Source organism: Flavobacterium sp. CHNK8 (assembly GCF_019774515.1).
GTDB classification, from domain to species: domain Bacteria; phylum Bacteroidota; class Bacteroidia; order Flavobacteriales; family Flavobacteriaceae; genus Flavobacterium; species Flavobacterium tiangeerense.
In genome coordinates this window covers 1,641,193-1,663,602 of sequence record NZ_CP081492.1, presented here as the reverse complement: position 1 = coordinate 1,663,602, position 22,410 = coordinate 1,641,193, and the positions used below count along the sequence as shown (strand labels likewise).

The following is a 22,410-nucleotide window of genomic DNA, read 5'->3' as shown; positions in this document are numbered from 1 at the left end:
TAGTTTTAAAACCAGAATAAGATTTTTTATTTGGTCTTGATTCACAAACTAGTTGAACACGAGAGAGCTAAAAAATTTAGATTTCTCCTCACCAAAGGATTTTGTCTAATTTTAAACTAGAACATTACAATCTTACAAAAGACTGTATACCTGTAAATCTATAAGAAAACTGTATGCTGTAATTCCTATAATCCAGTTCATCAAAAAAAAATCCCGAACTACCATGGTAATTCGGGATTTAAAATATTTATTTTGCTTTTTAGCTCTTACTCCACTCTGCAATACTGTCTTTATTCATTTTTACATAATCTTGATTTTTTGCAATTTCTGCTGCAGCAAGAGAAGCTTTTGCAGTTTCTACAGCTCCTTTTTTATCGCCTAATTTTGCTTGAATCAAAGATTTCAATCTGTTGTACCAAAAAGGTTTTTCTTTTGTCATGTCTAATGCTTTGTTAACATGAGCCAATGCTTTGTTAGCATCTCCATTAGATTGAAACAAAAACTGAGCTGCAGAGAAATAATCCCCAGCAGATGGACCAGCTAAAACTTTTTCTATATTAGCTGTTGTTTTTTGTTGAGTTGGAACTTCAAACTTTACTGCTGCATATGAATTTTCCCAATACATTTCTAGAAAAGCATAATTATTGTCTAAACCGCTCACTCCTATTGTAAAAGTTTCAACACTTTTATTTAAAGTTTCTGGCTTAACCGATGTTTTCAAGACTACATTTTCTTCTTTCCATTCTTCTGGATTTCCCCAGTTATCAGTAGTTTTATAGAAAATTACATCCCAACTTTCAATTTTAGGAATCGTGTACAAAGAATATTTTCCTTTTTTTAAGGTTTTTCCATCAATAACTACATCGTCACTAAAAGAAACTATTGTGTTTTCGTTAGCTCCTGTTCTCCAAACTTTTCCAAACGGAATTAAATTTCCAAAAACTACTCTACCCTTAGCGCTTGGTCTTGAATAAGTAATTTCAACATCAGTTAATCCCACAACTTGGTTTATGGTAGTTTTAGGACTAGATTGAGGTGTTTTTAATTGTGCTTCTGCACTTAAACCAGCCACAAAAAGGGCTAGCGCAATAATCATTTTTTTCATGGTTTGTTATTTTATGATTTTCAAATTTACAAATTCAGATACTCTTAAATGTTAATTATTCCTTAATTTAGCCTTGATTTCCTGCACCATTTCAAAATTCAATTCGTTAAAATGATTTATGATCACATCTGCAATTGACAAATCTTGAGCAACTGAATGAATGCTGTTGTAACCTACGCAAAAAATCCCTGCGGCATTTGCAGCTTTAATGCCATTAGTACTATCTTCAATAACAATACAATTCTCTTTTGGGGCAATAGAAAGGCTTGCGGCGTGCTCAAAAATAGCAGGATGTGGTTTTGATTGTGCAAAATCTTCCCCGCTTATTTTATGCGAAAAATAGTCGTGCAACTTAAACCTATTAAAAACCCGTTCAATGGTAACCTTAGATGCTGATGAGGCCAAAATTAATTGTATCCCATTTTGATGTAATTCTCGAATTAAATTTTCAACACCTTCCAGCAATTCTAAATCAGCCTTACTGTCAAAAGCATCGTTAAAAATAGTACGTTTCCGCTGAATTAATTCCTCTACTTCATGGTCAATTGTAAATAACTCTTTCAATTTCTGAAAGGTATTTCGCGTGGAAAAGCCGGTAAATGAAGTGTACATTTCCTCGGTAACAGCAATATTTAGCTCTTCAAATTGCTTGAAATAGGCGTAGCGGTGAACCGGCTCTGTATCTACGATTACGCCATCCATATCAAAAATTACTGTTTGTATCATTTTAAATTATGAGTTATGAATTATAATTATTAATCCCTGAAAAGAGAGATAAAGAACGGAACACTATTTTTTAAGCAAGTAGCGTATTACTGTTTCTGCAGCATACAAGCCAAATAATCCTGGCATGTAACTATTGGTTCCGTAAAACGATTTTTTATAATTAGATCCATCAGTCATTCTCAAACTGGATTCGTCTTGAATTTCAGAGGAGAAAACGACTTTCAATTTATCTATTTTTAACTCTTTCAAGCGTCTGCGAATGGTTTTGGCAAAAAAGCAATTTACAGTATTCGTAATATCAGTCACTTTTACTTTAGAAGCTTCCATTTTTCCACCCGCACCCATGCTGCTGATGATTTTTACTCTTTTGCGTTTCGCAGCAACAATTAAATTTAGTTTTGGCGTCACACTATCTATACAATCCAAAACATAATCAAACTCCTCCGTAACAATCTCAAAAGCACGCTCAGGTGATAAAAATTCTTGCACGCGAGTTAATTGCAACTCTGGGTTAATATCCATCAATCTATCGCCAACGATAGTGATTTTTGGTTGTCCAACTGTAGAGTGCAAAGCTGGCAATTGTCTGTTAATGTTGGTAATATCCACTACGTCCCCATCTACAATTGTCATTTTGCCCACTCCGGCTCTAGCCAAAAATTCAGCAGCAAATGAGCCTACTCCTCCTAATCCTACTACTAATACGTTTGCATTTTGTAAATTAGCCAAACCTTCTTTTTTAAATAAAAGTTCTGCTCGTTCTGTCCATTCTGCCATTTTTTTATGTTTAAAAGTGTCCTGTTTTACATGTTATCCAATTAAAATTGAATTCCAAAAACAGTACTAAAGTTATTGTTTATGATTTTTTGAATTTCTTCAACTGTTGTTTTTTTGTATTGGGCAGCACGTTCATAAACGGCTTTTATCCCATCTTCTACAGTATCGGTTTCTAGAAAAAAACGTTCTTGGGGAATGCTTTTAAAAACCGACTCTAATGCTGGATTACGCAATAAATATTTTCCAAAAGAAAGGTAAAATCCCTGCTCTAACAATTGCTTAGCTACAATTGCATTTTTAGAAAATCCATGAATTAGTATCGGAACTGAGATGTTGAGCTTTCTTTTAATGACAATCAATTCATCAAAAGCGGCCACACAATGAATGACAACTGGTTTATTGTATTTTTGTGCCAAAAGTAATTGTTTTTCAAAAACCACTTGCTGCAATTCTAGCGGGATTTCAATGCGTTTATCCAAGCCACATTCGCCTACAGCAAGACAATTAGATTGTTGTAATTGTGTTTCAATGATTTTTAAATCAGCGTCAACTCGTTCTTCTGTGATGTACCAAGGATGAATGCCGATAGAATAAAAAGGGAGTTTCGCATCAAATTCATGAGGATATTGATTCACCAACTCTAGGATCCCAGATTGATTTGTAAAGTGATGCGTATGTAAATTGAAAAATTCCATTAGTCATGAAACTTTTTTACACCAGCCTTAATAGCAATCTTCAAATCATTTTCTAATGGAACTAAGGGACAAGAATAACCGGGATTATACGCACAATACGGATTGTATGCTTTGTTAAAATCTATTGTTATAACATCACCATCAGGTATTTGTAAATCTATGTATCGCCCGCCAAGGTAACTTTCATCACCTGATGTTACATCCGAAAATGGTAGAAATAAGTAATTTACATATTCCTTTTGTTTAGATAACTCTATATTTTGATATACATTCAACTTAAATTCCTGATCATCCATAGTAAAATAAACTTCACCGTATTTAATGTAAGTTGGTTTTCTATCGGTTGATGTTTTCATTAAAAAAGGTTGCTCACTAGGTGTTCTAACTAATTTTGCAGTCACAAAATAAGTTGGGTTTGCGGGAAAAAAATCTAATGATTTAAAAACTGCCAAATCCTTTGCTGTAAGCGGACTTTTTTCTGGGTTTGAATACTGAGCATTTAATTCTTGTTGAAACTGAGTTACGGCAATAGCATTATAGGACTCTTGCGCCACAACAAAAGTGAGTTGTAAACAGATAAAAATGGTTAGGACAGTTTTCAATGGTTTGATTTTTATGCAAAAATAGTGTAAAAGTTACAATACTACAATGAAAATTGAAGAACAAGAAACGTCATGAATAGCCTATTCCCTAGCCCAGATAGCAGCGAAAATCCTTGTATTTTTTTTCTTTAGAAAAAATACAAGATTGTAGCGAATAGCTGGAAAAAGCTCCTAAAAAACATTGTAAATTTGTAACTCACAAAACTACTTTATGCTGCAAACTGCTTTTCAACGCTACATCAATAATTTTAGAGGATTTACCAGAGAAATTTGGATCCTTACCTTAATTACTTTTATTAATCGTGCCGGAACCATGGTGCTTCCCTTTTTATCGAAATATTTAAAGGAGGATTTACATTTTTCCTATGCGGAAGTGGGCTGGATTATGGTGGCTTTTGGCTTTGGATCCATGCTTGGCTCTTGGTTGGGAGGTAAATTATCAGACAAAATAGGGTTTTACAAAATTATGATCTTCAGTTTATTTACCAGCGGACTATTACTTTTTATGGTTCAGTACATAAGAACATTTTGGGGATTGTGTGCCGGAATGTTTGTGATCATGACCGTTGCTGATATGTTTCGTCCCGCCATGTACGTTTCACTAGCCACCTATGCAAAACCTGAAAATCGTACCAGAGCCCTAACATTAGTGCGCCTTGCGGTAAACCTTGGTTTTACGGCGGGACCAGCATTAGGAGGATTAATCATCATGAATATGGGCTATAGCGGCTTATTTTGGGTTGATGGGAGTTCTTGTATCATCTCTATTTTGATTTTTACACTTCTCGTAAAAGAACGCAAAAAACCATCTGATTTGAATAGCAGTACCACTGAAACCGAGATTCCAGCATCAGTTTTCAAAGACAAAATATTTTGGATTTTTCTTTTTGTATGCTTTATAACTGCCGTATTGTTTTTTCAACTTTTTACCACTTTACCGCTGTATCACAATGAAAAATTTGGATTAACGGAGTTTCAAAGCGGACTTTTATTGTCCCTGAATGGTCTTTTAATTTTCTTTCTAGAAATGCCTATTGTGAGTATCAGTCAAAGAAAAGGAATTGACAAACTCAAAATAATATTATGGGGATCCTTATTAATGTCTCTCAGTTTTTACGTTTTAATGTTCAACATTTGGGCTGGCATCTTAGTGGTTAGCATTATTTTTATCACTTTTGGCGAGATGTTTATATTTCCCTTCTCCAATTCCTTTGCGCTTAGTAGAGCTCCAAAAGGTCATGAAGGCCGCTACATGGCTTTGTTTACCATGAGTTTTAGCTTAGCGCATATTGCAAGCTCAAAAACAGGTCTTGAAATTATTGACAGTTGGGGTTATCAAGCAAATTGGTTTGTCATGGGAACATTGGGCGTGCTGGCCGTTGCAGGCTGCATGTGGTTGCAAAAACTGGTTCAGCAGGAAAAACTATATAAATAATTTTATGATTTGGGCGTGACCCTAATCCAAAAAAGGGGCTTATCAACATGGTATTGAATAGGCCCCTTTTTTGGATTACGGTCGGGCTATCCGCACCGCTATGGCGGTTTACTCCTATCCCTCACGCAAAATTACCTACATTTGTAAATCATACTAAAACAGCTATTTACGTTATCTATACGACACTAACATATTGCAAAAACTACAATTTTAGTTAAACAACTATAAAAATAGTTTGTAAACTATAAATATAGTTGTAAGTTTGAATCAAATATAAAACATCATGCAAAAACTGACCAATAAAGAAGAGGAAATCATGCACATATTATGGAAGCTCAAAAAAGCTTTTGTAAAAGAAATTTTGGCCGAAATCACAGAGGAGCAACCGCATTACAACACACTCTCTACTATAGTGCGCAATCTAGAAGAAAAAGGATTTGTATCACACAATGCCTTTGGGAACACACATCAATACTTTCCCGTAGTATCCCTTGAAGAGTACAGAAAACGCTTTATGCACACAGCAATTGATCATTATTTTAACAGCTCTTATAAAAATATGGTAAGCCATTTTGCCAAAGAAGAAAAAATATCAGCTGCTGAATTACGTGAAATTTTAGCCATGATTGAGCAACAAGAACAAAACAACTAAGCTATTTAAAACCAACTAACCAAAAACCAAAACCAGCATGGAAGCACTTTACGTATATCTCCTAAAATCTAGCGGCTTACTAGCACTTTTTTTCGTAGCGTATCATTTTTTGCTTCGCAAAGAAACTTTTTTTACCAGCAACCGATGGTTTTTAATATTGGGTTTAATCACTTCGGTTGTTTTGCCATTCGTCGCCTTTACAAAAATTGTTTGGATTGAACCAAGCAAAAATACCATTGACTGGTCTCAAATACCACTAGCTACCAGTTCTGAAAAGGTTCCTTTAGAAATCAATTGGTACTTAGTTATTGGAATGTTATACGCCATTGGTATGCTTCTTTTTCTACTAAAACTTGCTTTGGATTTTTATAGTTTACACCGTGTACTAAACGGAAAACACTTTAAAAATCAAGCCGATTTTAAATACATTGACACCACAGAAAATATAGCGCCTTTCTCTTTTTTTAATACCATTGTTTATAATTCCACCTTGTACAGCAAAGCCGAATTAGAAAATATTTTGGAGCATGAAAAAGTACACAGTGAGCAAAATCACACTGTTGACGTATTAATTTCAAGACTGTTTTGTATTGTTTTTTGGTTCAATCCCTTTATCTGGTTGTATAAAAGAGCAATCTTGCAAAATCTAGAATTCATTGCTGATAGTGAAGCAACTAAAAAAATATCCGACAAAAAAGCGTATCAATTCACGCTCTTAAAAATAACAACACACGAAAATTGTGTTGCCATTACCAATCATTTTTATCAATCATTAATCAAAAAACGAATCGTTATGTTAAACAAAAATCAATCAAAAAAATGGAATTCATGGAAATATGCAGTAATTGTTCCAGCTCTAGTAGCGTTTGTACTTTTATTTCAAATTGAAGTAATTGCACAAGAGAAAAAACAAGTTACAAAAGAGAACACCTTAAACTCAGTCGACTTTGAATTAGAAATAAACGCTACGTCTACGAAAGAAGAACTAAATGCTCAAAAAGATTTATTTAAAGAAGATTTTGGAATTCAACTAGATTTCACTGACTTAATATACAATAGTAGCAATGAAATTATTCAACTAAAAGCTGAAATAAAAAGTAAAAACAATGAAAGAAAAATATATAGCGTTAAAGGAACAACACCTATAAAGCCTTTTAAAATATTTGCTAAAACCGAAAATGATAAAAAAGTTATTTTTGGTTTCAAAGCTGATAAACAGAAAAATAGTCAACTGAGTAATCATTTTAAAGCCACAGAAAAGAATGGTGAAAAAATTGAAATTAAACTAAATGAAGGCAATTCAGGAACAAACGAATCCAATCACGAGGATTATTTATCTATTAATAATTTTAAAAAAGATGGAGTAGAATATTTACTAGTTATCAATGGAGTTAAACAATCAAAAGATCACCCCATTCGCTTGCCATTTAATGATGAAATAGTAAGTCAAACGATATTAGAATCACAGCAAGCTATTGCTAAGTATGGATCTGATGCTGCAAATGGAGCGTGTGAAATTATAACTTCAAAGACTACAATTAAAAATAAAAAACGTAAACAAAAAAACAGTAAAGATTCTAAAAATGATAATACTGATATTTATACCACAGTTATAGCAACTGAAGTACCAGAATTAAAACTTGATAAGGACAATATTAAATCATCAAATAATGACCAAAACACTGTAAAAACTTTAGAAATGACATTTTCTAAAAATCAAACCAATTCTTTACCAAAAGACATAGAATATTACATCAATGATAAAAAAGTAACTAGAAACAAAATTGAAAAATTAGATCATAATACTATTGAACGCGTTGATGTAGATAAATCTAAAAACAATACAAAAATTATGAAATTTTACACAAAGAAATAATATACAACTCAATTAAAGACGGTTCAAATCATGACCGTCTTTTTTTATATCTTTGTGAAAAATTAAATTGCATGTATAAAATTCTTGCTCAAATCAACAAAATCATTCTACCTAGCTTTACAAAACAACGTTTAGACTTGGCCAAAGCCAAAAAATGGCAGATAGCAATTATTGGTTACAGGTATTACGTTACCACTCGTGCCTTACGCTAGTAGGTCATAGCGGCAAATACAACATGATTTAAAATTTTATCTCTTCCGTTCAAAAAACGCAGTTCCATCAAGAAATTACATTGAACAACCACACCGCCTAGCTTTTCTACAAGTTCACAAACTGCCTTTGCCGTTCCGCCAGTAGCCAAAACATCATCATGAACAAGCACACGGTCCCCTTTTTGTATGGCATCTACATGAATTTCTAAACTATCTGTGCCATACTCTAAATCATAACTAGCCGAAATGGTCTTATAAGGCAATTTATTAGGCTTACGAACAGGGATAAAACCCACCTTCAACTCTTGCGCTAATAAAGTTCCAAAGAAAAATCCACGACTCTCTACCCCAACAACCTTATCAATTTTTAAATTTTCCACACCTGCTAACAGTATTTTAAGGCATTCATTCCTTGCTTCTGGATCAAGAAGTAGTGGAGTGATGTCTTTAAACAAAATTCCTTCCTTTGGAAATCCCTGAATATCACGGATATAATTTTTTAAAATCATTTTTTTTATTTTTTTACAATTTTACACTTGCAAATTACACATTTATGCCTATATTTGCACCCGCAAGCAAGACAATAAGTCGCTTCGCAAAAAGGCCTTGTGGCGCAACTGAATAGCGCACTTGATTACGGCTCAAGAGGTTACTGGTTTGAATCCAGTCAAGGTCACTTTAAAATCCTTAAACACACTGTTATCAGTAGTTTAAGGATTTTTTTTGTTCTATTTTTTTTATTTACTTTATAAAAATTCAAAATCCCTATTTGATACTCTCAAAATAGGGATTATAAAAAGTATTCTTTTGAGTTTATAGTGTAGCCATATCAATTACAAAACGGTAACGCACATCCCCTTTTGTCATACGGTCATACGCTTCATGAATGTCTTTCATATCGATTAATTCAATATCTGATACAATACCATTGGCAGCACAGTAATCTAACATTTCTTGTGTTTCTGGTAATCCTCCAATTAACGATCCTGCTAAACTTCGTCTTCCTCCTATTAAACTAAAGGCATGAATTTCATAAGGTGTTGGAGGTACTCCCACACATATATGCACACCATTAACACGCAATAATGATAAGTAAAGATTTAAATCATGAGGAGCAGATACGGTATCTAAAATAAAATCAAATGTTCCTGCTGCTTTTGCTAATTGTTTTTCATCTTTGGTCACAATAAAATGATGTGCCCCTAGTTTTTTTGCATCTTGTTCTTTATCTGGTGAAGTACTCAACACCGTAACTTCAGCACCAAAAGCAACACCAAACTTAACGGCCATGTGCCCAAGTCCTCCAAGACCTAGTACAGCCAGCTTATGTCCTTTTCCTACTTTCCAATGTTTTAATGGTGAATATGTTGTAATTCCTGCACACAATAATGGAGCTACTGCCGCTAGGTCTAATTTATCTGATATGTGTAAAACAAAATCCTCATGAACTACAATGGTGTTCGAATACCCTCCGTATGTAGGTGTAACACCATCTTGACCAAGTGCATTATACGTATCTGTTCTTCCGTTGATACAAAATTGTTCTAATCCCTCTTTACAATTTTCACAAGTTCTACACGAGTCCACAAGACAGCCTGTTCCCGCTAAATCACCTACTTTGAATCGTGTAACTTTTTCTCCTACTCCAACTACTTTACCAACAATTTCATGTCCAGGGACCATTGGGTAAATAGATCCTCCCCAATCATCTTTTATTTGATGTAAGTCACTATGACAAACACCACAAAATTGTATATCAAACTGAACATCATGTGCTCCAAGAGCTCTTCGTTCAAAATTCCAAGGCGCTAAATCTGATTTGGCATCTTGTGCCGCATATCCTTTTGTAAGTATCATAATAAGTAAATTTAATTGTTATAAAATTATGAAATTTTAACTTATCAATAATTTTAAAGAGTTATATAATTACAATCAAATTATCAATCAACGGCAAAAGATTATGTAAGCTTAAAATATAATTTGGATAAGAAGAAATTGATCAAACTATATTGAAGAAAGTATTAGGTAGGCTAAACTTAATTTGATATCAGCAATTCAAATCATGATCGAATAGTACAAAAAACTAAATACTAAGCCAATATTTATGAGATTTTAGAACAATAATTGTTGCCGTTTTTTTTCAAAATGTCACTGTACAATGTGTTCCTTTGTAAAAGAATTCATTTCCATAATATTCAAACAATACAATGAACACATACCTCTTTGATAATCATTTTGTTGAAACTAACTATAGCGAGCATGAGTTAAATCATCAAGAGTTTGAATGTTGCACTTTTACCAATTGTTCTTTTTCCGAATGCCATTTTATATCCGTGACCTTTATTGATTGTACTTTTATAAACTGTTTTTTTACATCCGCAAAAATAAATCACGTTGCGCTACGAAATGTAGTATTTGAACACTGCGAAATTAAAGATGTAAACTTTGCTATGTGTGACGCATTTATTTTTAGAATTGGATTTAATAACTGCATTCTTGATTTTTCGAAATTTTATAATTTAAATCTAAAGGAAACACAATTTACAAAATGCAGTCTAATAGCCGTAGATTTCATGAATACCAATCTAACTCAAGTTATATTTGATCATTGCGATTTGTATAAAAGTGAATTTTCGGGTGCAAATGCGCATCATACTGATTTTAAAACAAGTTATAATTATACCATTGATCCAAAAAAGACAAAACTAAAAAAGACCCTTTTTTCAAAAAATGAAGTAAAGGGCCTTTTATATCAGTATGATTTAATAATTGAATAACAACAATAAGTGAAAAGTGTGTGCAGTACAGCATTAACCATGAATGGTTTCACTGTTACCATATTTTGCAATAACTGATTCTTCATAAGCTAGCCATTCTCGCCAGCGTTTTTCAACATCAATTCCTTCGCCGTATTTACGTGCATAGGTTATAAAAGTGGTATAGTGTTGCGCTTCACTCTCCATTAATTCTCTATAAAAAAGAGCTAATTCTGGATCCTTAATATTTTCGGATAAAACTTTAAATCGCTCACAACTTCTGGCTTCAATCATTGCTGAAAAAAGCAAACGCTCCACTAAACTGGATACTCTACTGCCATTACTGCTTTTTTTCATGTACAGGTATAGCTCATTTACATAGTCGTCTTTTCGCTCTCTGCCCAGTTTTAATCCACGCTTGATGATGATATTATGCACTTGCTCAAAATGATCAATTTCTTCTTTGGCCAAAGCCAATAAATCACGAACTAAATCTTGATGTTCAGAGTTGTTCGTAATAATTGTAATGGCATTTGTAGCTGCTTTTTGTTCGCACCAAGCATGATCCGTTAAGATTTCTTCAATATTTTTCTCAACAATATTGACCCATCTGGGATCTGTAGGCAATTGTAATCGTAATACACCCATTTTTTTAGTCTTAAAGTTAGGAAGTCGAAAGTCATAAAGTCGAAAGTCGAAAGCCAAAACTAAGAAAGAATATTAAATTCTATACAAAGACTTTAGACTTTCGACTTTAAAACTTAAAAACGTATTTATTTAGAAAACAAAAATAGCTCTTTCGCTCATCATTTCGTTAACTTCATTAGCTACCGCTTCAATTACATCTTCGTTTGTATGATCTACTAATACTCTGTCAATTAAGGCTACAATAGTTTCCATATCTTCTTCAACAAGACCACGAGTGGTAATAGCTGCTGTACCTACACGAATACCAGAGGTAACAAATGGTGATTTATCATCAAATGGAACCATATTTTTATTTACTGTAATTTCAGCTTTAACCAATGCATTTTCAGCTTCTTTACCAGAAATATTTTTATTTCTTAAATCGATTAACATCATATGATTGTCAGTTCCTCCCGAAATAATTTGGTAACCACGTTTTACAAAAGCTTCAGCCATAGCCTTAGCGTTTTTTTGTAATTGTAACGCATAGGTAAAAAATTCGTCTTGTAATGCTTCTCCAAAAGCAACCGCTTTTGCAGCAATGATATGCATTAAAGGTCCACCTTGATTACCAGGAAACACAGCTAAATCAAGTAAAGATGACATCATTCTTATTTCTCCTTTTGGAGTAGTTAAACCAAATGGATTTTCAAAATCCTTACCCATCAAAATTAATCCTCCACGAGGTCCACGTAATGTTTTGTGAGTCGTTGTAGTAACAATATGACAATGAGGTAAAGGATCATTCATCAAACCTTTTGCAATAAGTCCTGCAGGATGAGAAATATCAGCTAATAAAATAGCTCCTACGCTGTCAGCAATTACTCTAAAACGAGCAAAATCCATATCACGTGAATATGCAGAAGCTCCAGCGATAATCAGTTTTGGTTGTTCTCTAGTTGCAATTTCTTGAATTTTATCGTAATCTAATAAACCAGTTTCTGGATCTACACCATAAAAAGAAGGTGTATATAAACGCCCCGAAAAATTTACAGGTGATCCGTGTGTAAGGTGACCTCCATGAGACAAATCAAAACCTAATATTTTATCACCAGGCTTAATACAAGCATGATATACTGCTGTATTTGCTTGAGATCCTGAATGTGGCTGTACATTAGCATACGCAGCACCAAATAATTCTTTGGCTCTATCTATAGCAATTTGTTCAACAACATCAACTACTTCGCAACCTCCGTAGTATCTTTTGCCAGGATATCCTTCGGCATATTTATTAGTCAGTACAGATCCTGCTGCTTCCATCACTTCGTCACTTACAAAGTTCTCTGATGCTATTAGCTCTAATCCGTGTATTTGTCTTTCTTGTTCTTCTAGAATAAGGTCAAAAATTTGTTCGTCGCGTTGCATTTTTTTGATTTTCGTTAATTTATAGCAAAAATACAAAAAAACGTTTGGTTAATACTTAGATTATAATATATTTGATGAGTAATTTTTTAACAAAACAATTAACATCATATGCCAATAACAGCAAACGATACCAATAGAAAATCATGGTTAGAAGTACCTGAAAACAGTGATTTCCCTATTCAAAATATACCCTTCGGAGTTTTCCTAACAAAAGAAAATATTGTTACTGTAGGAACAAGAATAGGCGACTATGCCATAGATCTAGGTGCACTACAACAACTCAATTATTTTGATGGTATTGAACTTACTGATGATATGTTTATGCAGGATACGCTGAATGACTTCATATCAGACGGAAAAAAAACATGGAGACTGGTAAGAAACCGCATTGCTGATCTATTTGATGCAAACAATACCAAACTACAAAACAATACCAAAGACCGAGATATTGTAATCTTTAGAATGGAAGATGTTGAAATGCAATTACCAGTTTTAATTGGTGATTACACTGATTTTTATTCGAGTAAAGAACATGCAACTAATGTGGGGAAAATGTTTAGAGATCCTGAAAACGCATTATTACCTAACTGGCTTCATATTCCAGTAGGTTATCACGGCAGAAGCTCTTCGATAGTGCCGTCTGGAATTCCTGTTCACAGACCCATGGGTCAAACATTACCTAACGGAGAAACAAGTCCAGTTTTTGGTCCGTCCCGTTCTGTTGATTTTGAACTTGAAACTGCGTTTATCACCACTGACGTCAATATCATGGGTGAAAATATTCCTGTAACGGAGGCCGAAGATTATATTTTTGGGATGGTGTTATTAAATGACTGGAGTGCACGTGATATTCAAAAATGGGAATACGTTCCGCTAGGGCCATTTTTAGCTAAAAACTTTGCCTCTTCAATCTCACCATGGATAGTAACTATGGATGCATTAGAACCATTTAGAACAAAAGGTCCTAAACAAGAGCCTACGCCCCTACCGTATTTACAACAAAAAGGGAAGCATTCATTTGATATAAATCTAGAAGTGGCAATTCAACCTGAAAATGCTGAACCTACTATAGTTTCTAAGTCTAATTTTAAATACATGTACTGGACTATGAGTCAACAATTGACGCATCACACCTCAAATGGATGTAGAGTGAATTCTGGAGATATGATGGGATCAGGAACGATATCAGGACCTACTGAAGATAGTTTTGGTTCTATGCTTGAACTTACTTGGGGTGGAAAAAATCCAATAAAAATGAGCGATAACACAGAGCGTAAATTTATAAATGACAATGATACTGTAATCATGAAAGGTTTTTGCAAAAACGGTCATGTACGTATTGGTTTTGGAGAAGTTTCAAGCAAGCTATTACCTCCTTTTGTACGAAAATAAAATTTATATAAAATTACCTTTTGAAACCTAACAATTATACTATTTTTGTTAGGTTTTTTTTGGCATTATATTTGAATTTAGCTTTTTGAAATATTCTTTTCGCTACAATCAAAAAAACATTGCTTAACATTCTACCTCTAAAATTAACGCTTATGAAAAAAATTACTATTCTATTTATCTTATTTATTTTAATTTCATCCTGTGGAGTAAAGCAAACCCAAAATGCATTAAGCTCAGGCAATTATGATCAAGCAATAGATAATGCCATTTCAAGTTTAAGAAGTAACAAGGATAAAAAAGGAAAACAAGATTACGTTTATCTCCTGGAAGAGGCTTTCGCCAAAGCAAAAGATAGAGATCTTAACTATATTAACTTGTGGACTAAAGAAAACAATCCTGCTCAGTTAGAGAAAATTTATAACACCTATGTACAATTAAATCAAAGACAAGAAAACATAAAACCAATTTTACCCTTAAAATTATTAAACGAAGGCCGAAATGCAATCTTTCCATTTGATGATTATAGTGATAAAATTGTAAGTAGTAAAAATGCACTAGCAGCTTATTTATATGCAAATGCTAAAAAATTAATGATCTCTACTGATAAGATGAATTTTAGAAAAGCATTTAATGACTTGAATTATCTCAACCAGATTAATCCAAACTATAAAGATGTTTTACGATTAATGGAGGAAGCAAAATTTAAAGGCTGTGATTTTGTTTCGGTTACTACAAAAAATGAGACTAGCATGATTATCCCTGTTCGTTTGCAAAATGATTTACTTGATTTTAGCACATTCGGGTTAAATGACGCTTGGACGGTGTATCACAACAACAAACAAAAAGGTATTGTTTATGATTATGGAATGGTCATCAATTTTAGAGACATCTTAATTTCACCAGAACAAGTTAAAGAGCGCGAATTTGTTAAAGAACGCGTGATAAAAGACGGTGTAAAAAAACTAATTGATGCTAATGGTAAAGAGGTTCTAGATGAAAAAGGAAAAGTAGTAATGGTTGACGATTTAAAAACGGTAACCGCCAGAATTTATGAATTCAGACAATTTAAATCTTCGCAAGTAACAGCTAAAATAGATTACGTTAATCTAAGAACCAATCAACTTATACAAACATTTCCTTTAACAAGCGAGTTTGTTTTTGAAAATATTTATGCCACTTGTAATGGAGACAGACGCGCCTCGGACGATAACTATTTTGCGTATTTTGACAGAAAACCTGTTATGTTCCCTAACAGCGAACAAATGATTTATGATACTGGTCAAGATCTAAAAGCAAAAATTAAAAACATTATTACTCAAAATAGATTTAGAAACTAACCTTTATAAATCTTTCATTTAAAACTCCTAGAGCACTACGTTCTAGGAGTTTTTTTTTTTTTTAAAATAACACAATAGTTACATAATTTGTTACAAATAAAAATTAAATAGTTGAAATTCAAAAAAAAATGTACTTTTGCAGCTGTGAATAATACAAACGTACATATAACTTCTTTGTCACGGACAAACATGCTAACCGCTTCTCCCGAAGTACGGACACTATAACTATAGTTTCCTAGAGCTGTTTCTCATTTATTCATTTTTTCATTTTTTTTGTTTTGACATTATCAAACTCTATTGGATTATTATATCCTTTATTTTTTATAGTATTTACTGTATTTTATTGTAAATCAAAATACTACATCTATTCTTTAGATTTTAGTGCAAATTCATATTGCCTAAAATTCATTTTAGCTTTTAATCAAAAATCATTTTATAACATCCAAATTCTACTTTTGAAATGAACATTTCCATTGTCACAACTCAGGAAGAGCACTACAAATATGCGCAAGAAATATGCGAAACAATAGAGTTATCAGCACTTTTAAGAGGTACTGGTATTGCTAAAAGAACGCCTGAGTATATCCAGAAAAAAATGGAGACTCAAGACGCCGTTATTGCACTTGACAACGGGAAATTTGCAGGTTTTTGTTATATCGAGAGTTGGCAACATGGCCAGTTTGTAGCACATTCAGGCTTAATTGTTCATCCTGATTACAGAAATCTTGGTTTGGCAAAAAAAATAAAGTCGTTTGTGTTTGATTACTCGCTAAAAAAATATCCTGAAGCAAAAGTTTTTGGGATTACAACAGGCTTAGCAGTAATGAAAATAAATTCTGATTTGGGATACAAACCAGTTCCTTTTTCAGAGCTTACAAATGACCCGAGCTTTTGGAAAGGCTGTCAAACCTGCACTAATTATGAAATTTTGAAAAGCAAAGACAACAAAATGTGCTTGTGTACAGGCATGCTATATGATCCAAATGAAAAACCAAAAGACCCACCAAAACATCCTTTCAATGTCCGGATTTGGAACCGTTTGAAGAAAATAAAACAAGCGGTATTTTTAGATAAATAAACCCCCTACTTGAAGGGACGTGAGCCAAGACATAGAAGAAAAATTACATAAAATAACATTCCCTTTTGCCAGTATTGGCACCCTCTCCTTCGGAGGGCTGGGGGAAGAAAAAAATGAAAAAATGAAAAAAGTAGTATTAGCATATAGTGGAGGTCTTGATACTTCCTACTGCCTGAAATATTTAAAAAACGAAAAAGGTTTTGAAGTTCACACCGTACTAGTAGATACTGGTGGATTTACCGCTGAAGAATTAGAAAGCATAACAACAAGAGCGTATGAACTTGGAAGTGCAAAGCACACCAATCTTACCATTGTAGATAAGTATTATGATAAAGCCATCAAGTATTTAATTTTTGGAAATGTATTAAAAAACAATACCTATCCACTTTCTGTAAGTGCTGAACGTGTTTTTCAAGCTATCGAAGCCATTAAATATGCAAAATCTGTTGGCGCAAGTGCCATTGCACACGGAAGTACTGGCGCTGGTAATGACCAAATTCGTTTTGATTTAATTTTCCAAACCATCGCACCCGAAATTGAAATCATCACTCCTATTCGAGATTTGAAATTATCAAGACAGGAAGAAGTAGATTATTTAGCTAAAAACGGAGTTTCATATTCTTGGGAAAAAGCACAATATTCCATTAACAAAGGGTTATGGGGAACAAGTGTAGGCGGGAAAGAAACTTTAACATCGCATCAAGCGCTACCTAGCGAAGCTTATCCTTCTCAATTGGTAAAAGAGGGCGCAGAAAAAGTAACCTTAGAATTTGAAAAAGGAGAATTAGTAGCTATAAATGGCATTAAAGACAAACCTTCGGCTAATATTGTTACTCTTGAAAAACTGGCTAATGCCTACGCAATAGGTAGAGACATTCACGTAGGTGATACCATTATTGGCATTAAAGGAAGAGTAGGTTTTGAGGCTGCCGCACCTTTAATTATCATCAAAGCACACCATTTATTAGAGAAACACACACTAGGAAAATGGCAGCAATACTGGAAAGAACAACTCGGCAACTGGTACGGAATGCTGTTTCATGAGGGGCAATTTCTTGATCCTGTGATGAGAAATATCGAAACTTTTTTGCAAGACACCCAACATACTGTCAACGGAAAAGTGACCGTTACACTAAAACCCTATCATTTTTCGCTTGACGGAATCGAATCTGAAAATGATTTAATGAATACGAGTTTTGGACAATACGGAGAAATGAACAATGCATGGACTTCTGATGATGCCAAAGGATTTATCAAAATTCTTGGTAATGCTCAAAACATATTTTCATCGGTAAATAATGAAACATACGAATAATAAATAGCGTTTTTTTTAGGAGCAGAAATATTTTGCATTTCCTGAAACATCGTCCCGCTTTACGCTACAATCTTTTCCTTTAAAAAAAAGGAAAAGGATTTTCACTGCAATCGGGGCTAAAGAGAGAAATAGTTCTTTTTTAGAAAATTAAAAAGAGTAATATCCAATCTGTGGAAATCAGTAAAAACTGTGACAAAAAATAATTCGAAAAATAAAAAATTATGATTACTATCGGTATAATAGGTGGATCAGGATATACAGCAGGAGAATTAATTAGAATTCTAATGTTTCATCCTCGCGCAACCATTGATTTTGTTTTCAGTACAACAAATGCTGGAAAGTCACTTTCTGTGGCGCACCACGATTTACTCGGCGATATTGAAATGAATTTTACCGATACCGTAAATCCAAACGTGAACGTAGTTTTCTTATGTTTAGGTCATGGAAAATCAAAATCATTTTTAGAACAAAATCAATTTGCAAGTCATACCAAAATTATCGATTTAGGCAATGATTTCAGATTGACAAAAGACAAAGAATTCAATGAAAAGTCTTTTGTTTATGGTTTACCTGAATTGAACAAAGCGGCCATTAAAAACGCTCAATTTATAGCTAATCCAGGTTGTTTTGCAACAGCAATTCAGCTGGCATTATTGCCTTTGGCGAAAGCCGGAATACTCACAACTGACGTTCATATCAATGCCACAACAGGAAGCACAGGAGCCGGAGTGACCCCTTCAGAAACAACACATTTTAGCTGGAGATCAAACAATATGTCGCATTACAAAGCTTTTGAACACCAACATCTAGGGGAAATTAACCAATGTGTCCACCAATTGCAAGCGGATTACGCAAACGAATTGATTTTTGTACCCAACAGAGGTGATTTTGCCAGAGGAATATTCGCCACATTATACACAACAATCGAAGAAAGTCTGGAAAATTTAGTAGCAAAGTATGAGACTTATTACCAAGACCAACCTTTTGTTACGGTTACTACTACAGGAATCAACATGAAACAAGTGGTTCAAACCAATAAATGCATTATTAGTTTAATGAAAAAAGGAAACCGATTATTGATAACATCAGTAATCGATAATTTAACAAAAGGAGCTTCAGGACAAGCCATACAAAACATGAATTTAATGTTTGGATTAGATGAAACCACAGGATTACATTTGAAACCAAGCGGATTTTAAAATAATTAAAAGATTGAAGAATTTAATGATTTAAAAATTATTAGGATTCTAGAAACAGAAAAAGATTTAAAAACGACTTGAATCTTTAAATTTTTCAATTTTTAAATCTTTAAATAATAAAAAATGAACTTATTTGACGTTTACCCATTATACAGCATCACTCCTGTAAAAGCGCTAGATTGCACTATTACAGACGAAAACGGAGTGGAATATTTAGATTTATACGGCGGTCATGGCGTAATTTCCATTGGACATACCCAAACAGATTATGTCATTGCCTTAAAAAAACAGTTAGACAACATTAGTTTCTATTCAAATGCGATTCAGAATCCACTGCAAGTTGAACTAGCCCAAAAGTTAGGGAAGCTTTCAGGATTAGAGGACTACACTTTATTCTTGTGTAGTTCTGGAGCTGAAGCAAATGAAAACGCTTTGAAATTGGCCTCGTTTCACAACCATAAATCGCGAGTAATTGCTTTTGACAATTCCTTTCATGGAAGGACTTCGGCGGCAGTTGCAGTAACTGACAATAAAAAAATTGTAGCTCCAATCAATGCGCAGCAAATTGTTACTTTTTTACCCTTGAACAACATTGAATTGGTTGAAAACGAACTCAAAAAAGGCGATGTATCTTCGGTAATAATTGAAGGTATTCAAGGAGTGGGCGGATTAGATCAAGGTACCACAGCATTTTTTCAGGATTTAGAAAAAATATGCGCAGCGTATGATGTTGTTTTAATTCTAGACGAAGTACAATCCGGATACGGAAGAAGCGGAAAGTTCTTTGCCCACCAACATCATGATATCAAAGCAGATATAATTTGTTTGGCAAAGGGAATGGGGAACGGTTTTCCAATTGGTGGGATTCTGATTTCTCCAAAATTCACAGCTAGTTACGGATTATTAGGAACTACTTTTGGAGGAAACCATCTAGCTTGTGCAGCCGGAATTGCAGTTTTAGACGTGATGCAAAAGCAACAATTAATGGATAATGTGAACGACGTTTACGCCTATTTTCTGGAAGTAATCAAACAAATCCCTGAAGTAATTCAAGTTAAAGGAAGAGGATTAATGCTGGGTGTAGAATTTGATTTTGACGTAAGTACACTACGTAAAAAGATGATTATCGACAAACATATTTTTACTGGAAATGCAAATAACAAAAACTTACTGCGAATTTTACCTCCTTTAACAATAACAAAACCAGCAATCGACTTGTTTATAAAAGCCTTACAAGAAGCTTTAGTAGAGATTCAATAACATAAAGTAATGCTATTTGTAATAGAATTTAAACAACTAAAAATGAAGTTGCTATTATAAAATTAGTAAGACTTATTAAAAAACAAAATCATGAATTTCAACGCTGTCAATAACATAGATGTACTGGAAACATGGGTTAAAAAAGCCTTAAAAATCAAGAAGAAACCCCTCAAAAATAAAAAGTTAGGTAAAAACAAAACACTAGGATTATTGTTTTTCAATTCTAGTTTAAGAACGCGATTGAGTACGCAAAAAGCAGCCTTAAATTTAGGAATGAATGTGATGGTAATGAACTTTACCAATGAAGGCTGGACCCTAGAATTTGAAGAAGGTGCTGTAATGAACTCAGGAGCCTCAGAGCATATTAAAGAAGCTGCTGCAGTTGTTTCTCAATATTGTGATGTCATTGCTATAAGAGCATTTGCTGGATTGGTTGATAAAGAAAAAGACAATGCCGAAATAGTACTGTCTAGTTTTATAAAATACGCAACTGTTCCTATTATTAATATGGAGAGCGCTACAGGACACCCATTACAAGCGCTGGCTGATGCAATTACCATTGAAGAATTTAAACCCAAGCACCGACCCAAAGTGGTTTTAACATGGGCACCACATCCTAAAGCATTACCTCAAGCTGTTGCCAATTCTTTTGTAGAAATGATGCAGTTACAAAAAAATATGGATTTTGTAATCACTCATCCAAAAGGGTATGAATTGAATCCTGAAATTACGAAAGATTCAAAAATTGAATACGATCAAGACAAAGCATTTGAAAACGCTGATTTTATTTATGCCAAAAATTGGAGTAATTATATTGAATACGGACAAATCACAAATTCTGATCCAAACTGGACCGTAACAGCTGAGAAAATGAAATTAACTAATGATGCAAAGTTTATGCATTGTTTGCCCGTAAGACGTAACATGATCGTATCAGATGAGGTGATTGATGGTCCTAACTCAATTGTAATTGAACAAGCCAATAATAGAACCTTCGCAGCACAATTAGTGCTTCAAAAAATATTAAAAAAATAAGGCACTGAGATGCAAAGGTTATAAGACACTAAGTCCTTATAACCTTTGTATCTCAGTGCCTCAGAACTTTTTTAAATGAAAAATAAAAAACCGATAACGATAATAAAAATTGGTGGAAATGTCATTGATAACCCGATGGAATTGGCTCATTTTTTAGCAGATTTTTCTAAGATTGAAGGCTACAAAGTACTCGTTCATGGCGGTGGAAAATCAGCTACAAAATTAGCCGAAAGTATGGGTTTAGTTCCACAAATGATTGATGGAAGACGCATCACCGATGCCGCAATGCTAGAAGTTGTAGTCATGATTTATGCTGGTCAAATCAACAAAAATATTGTAGCACAATTACAAGCCAATTCCACCAATGCAATCGGTTTTTCTGGAGCTGACGGGAATTTGATTCAATCAGAAAAACGAAATCACCCCACAATAAATTATGGTTTTGTAGGTGATGTCAACAAAGTAAATACACCCTTACTAGAAACGTTACTTTTAAACAATCTTGTACCTGTATTTTGCGCCATCACACACGATGGCAACGGACAATTATTAAACACAAACGCAGACACGATTGCCAGTGAATTAGCAATCGCTTTATCAGAAGTTTTTGAGGTAACTTTGAATTACTGTTTTGAAAAATCAGGAGTTCTATTCGATGCCGAAGACGATTCTTCAGTTATTGAAAACATAAATTCCGAATTATATGCAAAATTAAAAACAGAAAAAGCCATACATTCCGGAATGATTCCTAAACTGGACAACTGTTTTAATAGTTTAAACAAAGGAGTTCAAAAAATAAAAATAGGGCATCACCGCATGTTGCTAGATGCAACGGCTATTTGTACAAATATCAAATTATAAAAAGTGAAACACAAGTCTCACCGATTTTGAAAAATTTCTTTTTCA

At 33.7% G+C, this 22,410-nt stretch carries 22 protein-coding genes and 1 tRNA gene; 14 read left to right on the top strand and 9 right to left on the bottom strand.

What is annotated here, in order from left to right:
• Positions 1-259 precede the first annotated feature (259 nt).
• The 5 genes from K5V07_RS07020 to K5V07_RS07000 all read right to left on the bottom strand — a co-directional run bounded on the left by K5V07_RS07020 (position 260) and on the right by K5V07_RS07000 (position 3,905).
• Positions 260-1,105 (bottom strand): DUF2911 domain-containing protein, encoded by an 846-nt coding sequence (locus K5V07_RS07020; RefSeq protein WP_221916922.1) that lies wholly within the window; start codon positions 1,103-1,105, stop codon positions 260-262.
• A gap of 51 nt (positions 1,106-1,156) precedes the next feature.
• Positions 1,157-1,831: an HAD family phosphatase gene (locus K5V07_RS07015; protein ID WP_221916921.1), complete on the bottom strand. Its 675-nt coding sequence runs from the start codon at positions 1,829-1,831 to the stop codon at positions 1,157-1,159.
• Between the two features lie 63 nt (positions 1,832-1,894).
• On the bottom strand, positions 1,895-2,608 hold the full coding sequence (locus K5V07_RS07010; protein ID WP_144891724.1) for a ThiF family adenylyltransferase: 714 nt from the start codon (positions 2,606-2,608) through the stop codon (positions 1,895-1,897).
• 41 nt (positions 2,609-2,649) lie between these two features.
• Positions 2,650-3,303 carry a TatD family hydrolase gene (locus K5V07_RS07005; protein WP_221916920.1) on the bottom strand — a complete coding sequence of 218 codons (654 nt, stop codon included), beginning with the start codon at positions 3,301-3,303 and terminating at the stop codon, positions 2,650-2,652.
• Positions 3,303-3,905, bottom strand: a complete 603-nt coding sequence (locus tag K5V07_RS07000) for a DUF1684 domain-containing protein (RefSeq protein ID WP_221916919.1) — start codon at positions 3,903-3,905, stop codon at positions 3,303-3,305. The genes K5V07_RS07005 and K5V07_RS07000 overlap by 1 nt, the downstream gene beginning before the upstream one ends.
• A 211-nt stretch (positions 3,906-4,116) precedes the next feature.
• Here K5V07_RS07000 and K5V07_RS06995 point away from each other — a divergent pair, with 211 nt between their 5' ends.
• The 4 genes from K5V07_RS06995 (at position 4,117) to K5V07_RS06980 (ending at position 8,080) form a co-directional block, all read left to right on the top strand.
• Positions 4,117-5,340 carry an MFS transporter gene (locus K5V07_RS06995; protein ID WP_221916918.1) on the top strand — a complete coding sequence of 408 codons (1,224 nt, stop codon included), beginning with the start codon at positions 4,117-4,119 and terminating at the stop codon, positions 5,338-5,340.
• A 283-nt stretch (positions 5,341-5,623) separates the two neighbouring features.
• Positions 5,624-5,992 carry a BlaI/MecI/CopY family transcriptional regulator gene (locus K5V07_RS06990; protein ID WP_144892109.1) on the top strand — a complete coding sequence of 123 codons (369 nt, stop codon included), beginning with the start codon at positions 5,624-5,626 and terminating at the stop codon, positions 5,990-5,992.
• 37 nt (positions 5,993-6,029) lie between these two features.
• Positions 6,030-7,868, top strand: coding sequence for a M56 family metallopeptidase (locus tag K5V07_RS06985; protein ID WP_221916917.1), 1,839 nt, complete (start codon positions 6,030-6,032; stop codon positions 7,866-7,868).
• A gap of 71 nt (positions 7,869-7,939) precedes the next feature.
• Positions 7,940-8,080 (top strand): SsrA-binding protein, encoded by a 141-nt coding sequence (locus K5V07_RS06980; protein ID WP_221916916.1) that lies wholly within the window; start codon positions 7,940-7,942, stop codon positions 8,078-8,080.
• Here K5V07_RS06980 and K5V07_RS06975 read toward each other — a convergent pair.
• On the bottom strand, positions 8,077-8,589 hold the full coding sequence (locus tag K5V07_RS06975) for an adenine phosphoribosyltransferase (RefSeq protein WP_221916915.1): 513 nt from the start codon (positions 8,587-8,589) through the stop codon (positions 8,077-8,079). The two genes, K5V07_RS06980 and K5V07_RS06975, sit on opposite strands and share 4 nt — an antisense overlap.
• A gap of 93 nt (positions 8,590-8,682) precedes the next feature.
• On the opposite strand from K5V07_RS06975, the gene K5V07_RS06970 reads away from it, so the two are divergent.
• Positions 8,683-8,756, top strand: a tRNA-Arg gene (locus K5V07_RS06970).
• Between the two features lie 137 nt (positions 8,757-8,893).
• On the opposite strand, the gene K5V07_RS06965 is transcribed toward K5V07_RS06970, so the two are convergent.
• Positions 8,894-9,937, bottom strand: coding sequence for an NAD(P)-dependent alcohol dehydrogenase (locus tag K5V07_RS06965; RefSeq protein WP_221916914.1), 1,044 nt, complete (start codon positions 9,935-9,937; stop codon positions 8,894-8,896).
• A gap of 350 nt (positions 9,938-10,287) precedes the next feature.
• Here K5V07_RS06965 and K5V07_RS06960 point away from each other — a divergent pair, with 350 nt between their 5' ends.
• Entirely contained in the window at positions 10,288-10,857 is a 570-nt protein-coding gene (locus K5V07_RS06960) for a pentapeptide repeat-containing protein (RefSeq protein WP_221916913.1), read from the top strand.
• 33 nt (positions 10,858-10,890) lie between these two features.
• Here the strand turns inward: K5V07_RS06960 and K5V07_RS06955 are convergent, their stop codons facing one another.
• Both K5V07_RS06955 and glyA read right to left on the bottom strand, forming a co-directional pair.
• Positions 10,891-11,484 carry a tRNA-(ms[2]io[6]A)-hydroxylase gene (locus K5V07_RS06955; RefSeq protein WP_221916912.1) on the bottom strand — a complete coding sequence of 198 codons (594 nt, stop codon included), beginning with the start codon at positions 11,482-11,484 and terminating at the stop codon, positions 10,891-10,893.
• Positions 11,485-11,613: 129 nt separating this feature from the next.
• Positions 11,614-12,888: a serine hydroxymethyltransferase gene (gene glyA, locus K5V07_RS06950; RefSeq protein ID WP_221916911.1), complete on the bottom strand. Its 1,275-nt coding sequence runs from the start codon at positions 12,886-12,888 to the stop codon at positions 11,614-11,616.
• A 108-nt stretch (positions 12,889-12,996) separates the two neighbouring features.
• Here glyA and fahA point away from each other — a divergent pair, with 108 nt between their 5' ends.
• From fahA to argB, 8 genes are all read left to right on the top strand, one after another.
• The gene (gene fahA, locus K5V07_RS06945; protein WP_221916910.1) at positions 12,997-14,280 is read left to right on the top strand and encodes a fumarylacetoacetase; all 1,284 of its coding nucleotides are present in this window, start codon (positions 12,997-12,999) and stop codon (positions 14,278-14,280) included.
• Between the two features lie 152 nt (positions 14,281-14,432).
• Entirely contained in the window at positions 14,433-15,617 is a 1,185-nt protein-coding gene (locus tag K5V07_RS06940) for a hypothetical protein (RefSeq protein ID WP_221916909.1), read from the top strand.
• 460 nt (positions 15,618-16,077) lie between these two features.
• Positions 16,078-16,695 (top strand): GNAT family N-acetyltransferase, encoded by a 618-nt coding sequence (locus K5V07_RS06935; protein WP_086455018.1) that lies wholly within the window; start codon positions 16,078-16,080, stop codon positions 16,693-16,695.
• Between the two features lie 121 nt (positions 16,696-16,816).
• On the top strand, positions 16,817-18,010 hold the full coding sequence (locus K5V07_RS06930) for an argininosuccinate synthase (protein WP_221916908.1): 1,194 nt from the start codon (positions 16,817-16,819) through the stop codon (positions 18,008-18,010).
• Positions 18,011-18,231: 221 nt separating this feature from the next.
• The gene (gene argC, locus K5V07_RS06925; protein ID WP_221916907.1) at positions 18,232-19,209 is read left to right on the top strand and encodes an N-acetyl-gamma-glutamyl-phosphate reductase; all 978 of its coding nucleotides are present in this window, start codon (positions 18,232-18,234) and stop codon (positions 19,207-19,209) included.
• A 123-nt stretch (positions 19,210-19,332) separates the two neighbouring features.
• Positions 19,333-20,469 (top strand): aspartate aminotransferase family protein, encoded by a 1,137-nt coding sequence (locus tag K5V07_RS06920; RefSeq protein WP_221916906.1) that lies wholly within the window; start codon positions 19,333-19,335, stop codon positions 20,467-20,469.
• A gap of 90 nt (positions 20,470-20,559) precedes the next feature.
• A complete protein-coding gene (locus K5V07_RS06915) occupies positions 20,560-21,504 on the top strand; it encodes an N-acetylornithine carbamoyltransferase (protein WP_221916905.1) in 945 nt (314 codons plus the stop codon).
• A 75-nt stretch (positions 21,505-21,579) separates the two neighbouring features.
• Positions 21,580-22,365 (top strand): acetylglutamate kinase, encoded by a 786-nt coding sequence (gene argB / locus K5V07_RS06910; protein WP_221916904.1) that lies wholly within the window; start codon positions 21,580-21,582, stop codon positions 22,363-22,365.
• Positions 22,366-22,410 lie beyond the last annotated feature (45 nt).

Coding starts and splice junctions, on each gene's coding strand:
- K5V07_RS07020 (WP_221916922.1), bottom strand. CDS start 1,105: ATGAAAAAAATGATTATTGCGCTAGCCCTTTTTGTGGCTGGTTTAAGT.
- K5V07_RS07015 (WP_221916921.1), bottom strand. CDS start 1,831: ATGATACAAACAGTAATTTTTGATATGGATGGCGTAATCGTAGATACA.
- K5V07_RS07010 (WP_144891724.1), bottom strand. CDS start 2,608: ATGGCAGAATGGACAGAACGAGCAGAACTTTTATTTAAAAAAGAAGGT.
- K5V07_RS07005 (WP_221916920.1), bottom strand. CDS start 3,303: ATGGAATTTTTCAATTTACATACGCATCACTTTACAAATCAATCTGGG.
- K5V07_RS06995 (WP_221916918.1), top strand. CDS start 4,117: ATGCTGCAAACTGCTTTTCAACGCTACATCAATAATTTTAGAGGATTT.
- K5V07_RS06990 (WP_144892109.1), top strand. CDS start 5,624: ATGCAAAAACTGACCAATAAAGAAGAGGAAATCATGCACATATTATGG.
- K5V07_RS06985 (WP_221916917.1), top strand. CDS start 6,030: ATGGAAGCACTTTACGTATATCTCCTAAAATCTAGCGGCTTACTAGCA.
- K5V07_RS06980 (WP_221916916.1), top strand. CDS start 7,940: ATGTATAAAATTCTTGCTCAAATCAACAAAATCATTCTACCTAGCTTT.
- K5V07_RS06975 (WP_221916915.1), bottom strand. CDS start 8,589: ATGATTTTAAAAAATTATATCCGTGATATTCAGGGATTTCCAAAGGAA.
- K5V07_RS06965 (WP_221916914.1), bottom strand. CDS start 9,937: ATGATACTTACAAAAGGATATGCGGCACAAGATGCCAAATCAGATTTA.
- K5V07_RS06960 (WP_221916913.1), top strand. CDS start 10,288: ATGAACACATACCTCTTTGATAATCATTTTGTTGAAACTAACTATAGC.
- K5V07_RS06955 (WP_221916912.1), bottom strand. CDS start 11,484: ATGGGTGTATTACGATTACAATTGCCTACAGATCCCAGATGGGTCAAT.
- glyA (WP_221916911.1), bottom strand. CDS start 12,888: ATGCAACGCGACGAACAAATTTTTGACCTTATTCTAGAAGAACAAGAA.
- fahA (WP_221916910.1), top strand. CDS start 12,997: ATGCCAATAACAGCAAACGATACCAATAGAAAATCATGGTTAGAAGTA.
- K5V07_RS06940 (WP_221916909.1), top strand. CDS start 14,433: ATGAAAAAAATTACTATTCTATTTATCTTATTTATTTTAATTTCATCC.
- K5V07_RS06935 (WP_086455018.1), top strand. CDS start 16,078: ATGAACATTTCCATTGTCACAACTCAGGAAGAGCACTACAAATATGCG.
- K5V07_RS06930 (WP_221916908.1), top strand. CDS start 16,817: ATGAAAAAAGTAGTATTAGCATATAGTGGAGGTCTTGATACTTCCTAC.
- argC (WP_221916907.1), top strand. CDS start 18,232: ATGATTACTATCGGTATAATAGGTGGATCAGGATATACAGCAGGAGAA.
- K5V07_RS06920 (WP_221916906.1), top strand. CDS start 19,333: ATGAACTTATTTGACGTTTACCCATTATACAGCATCACTCCTGTAAAA.
- K5V07_RS06915 (WP_221916905.1), top strand. CDS start 20,560: ATGAATTTCAACGCTGTCAATAACATAGATGTACTGGAAACATGGGTT.
- argB (WP_221916904.1), top strand. CDS start 21,580: ATGAAAAATAAAAAACCGATAACGATAATAAAAATTGGTGGAAATGTC.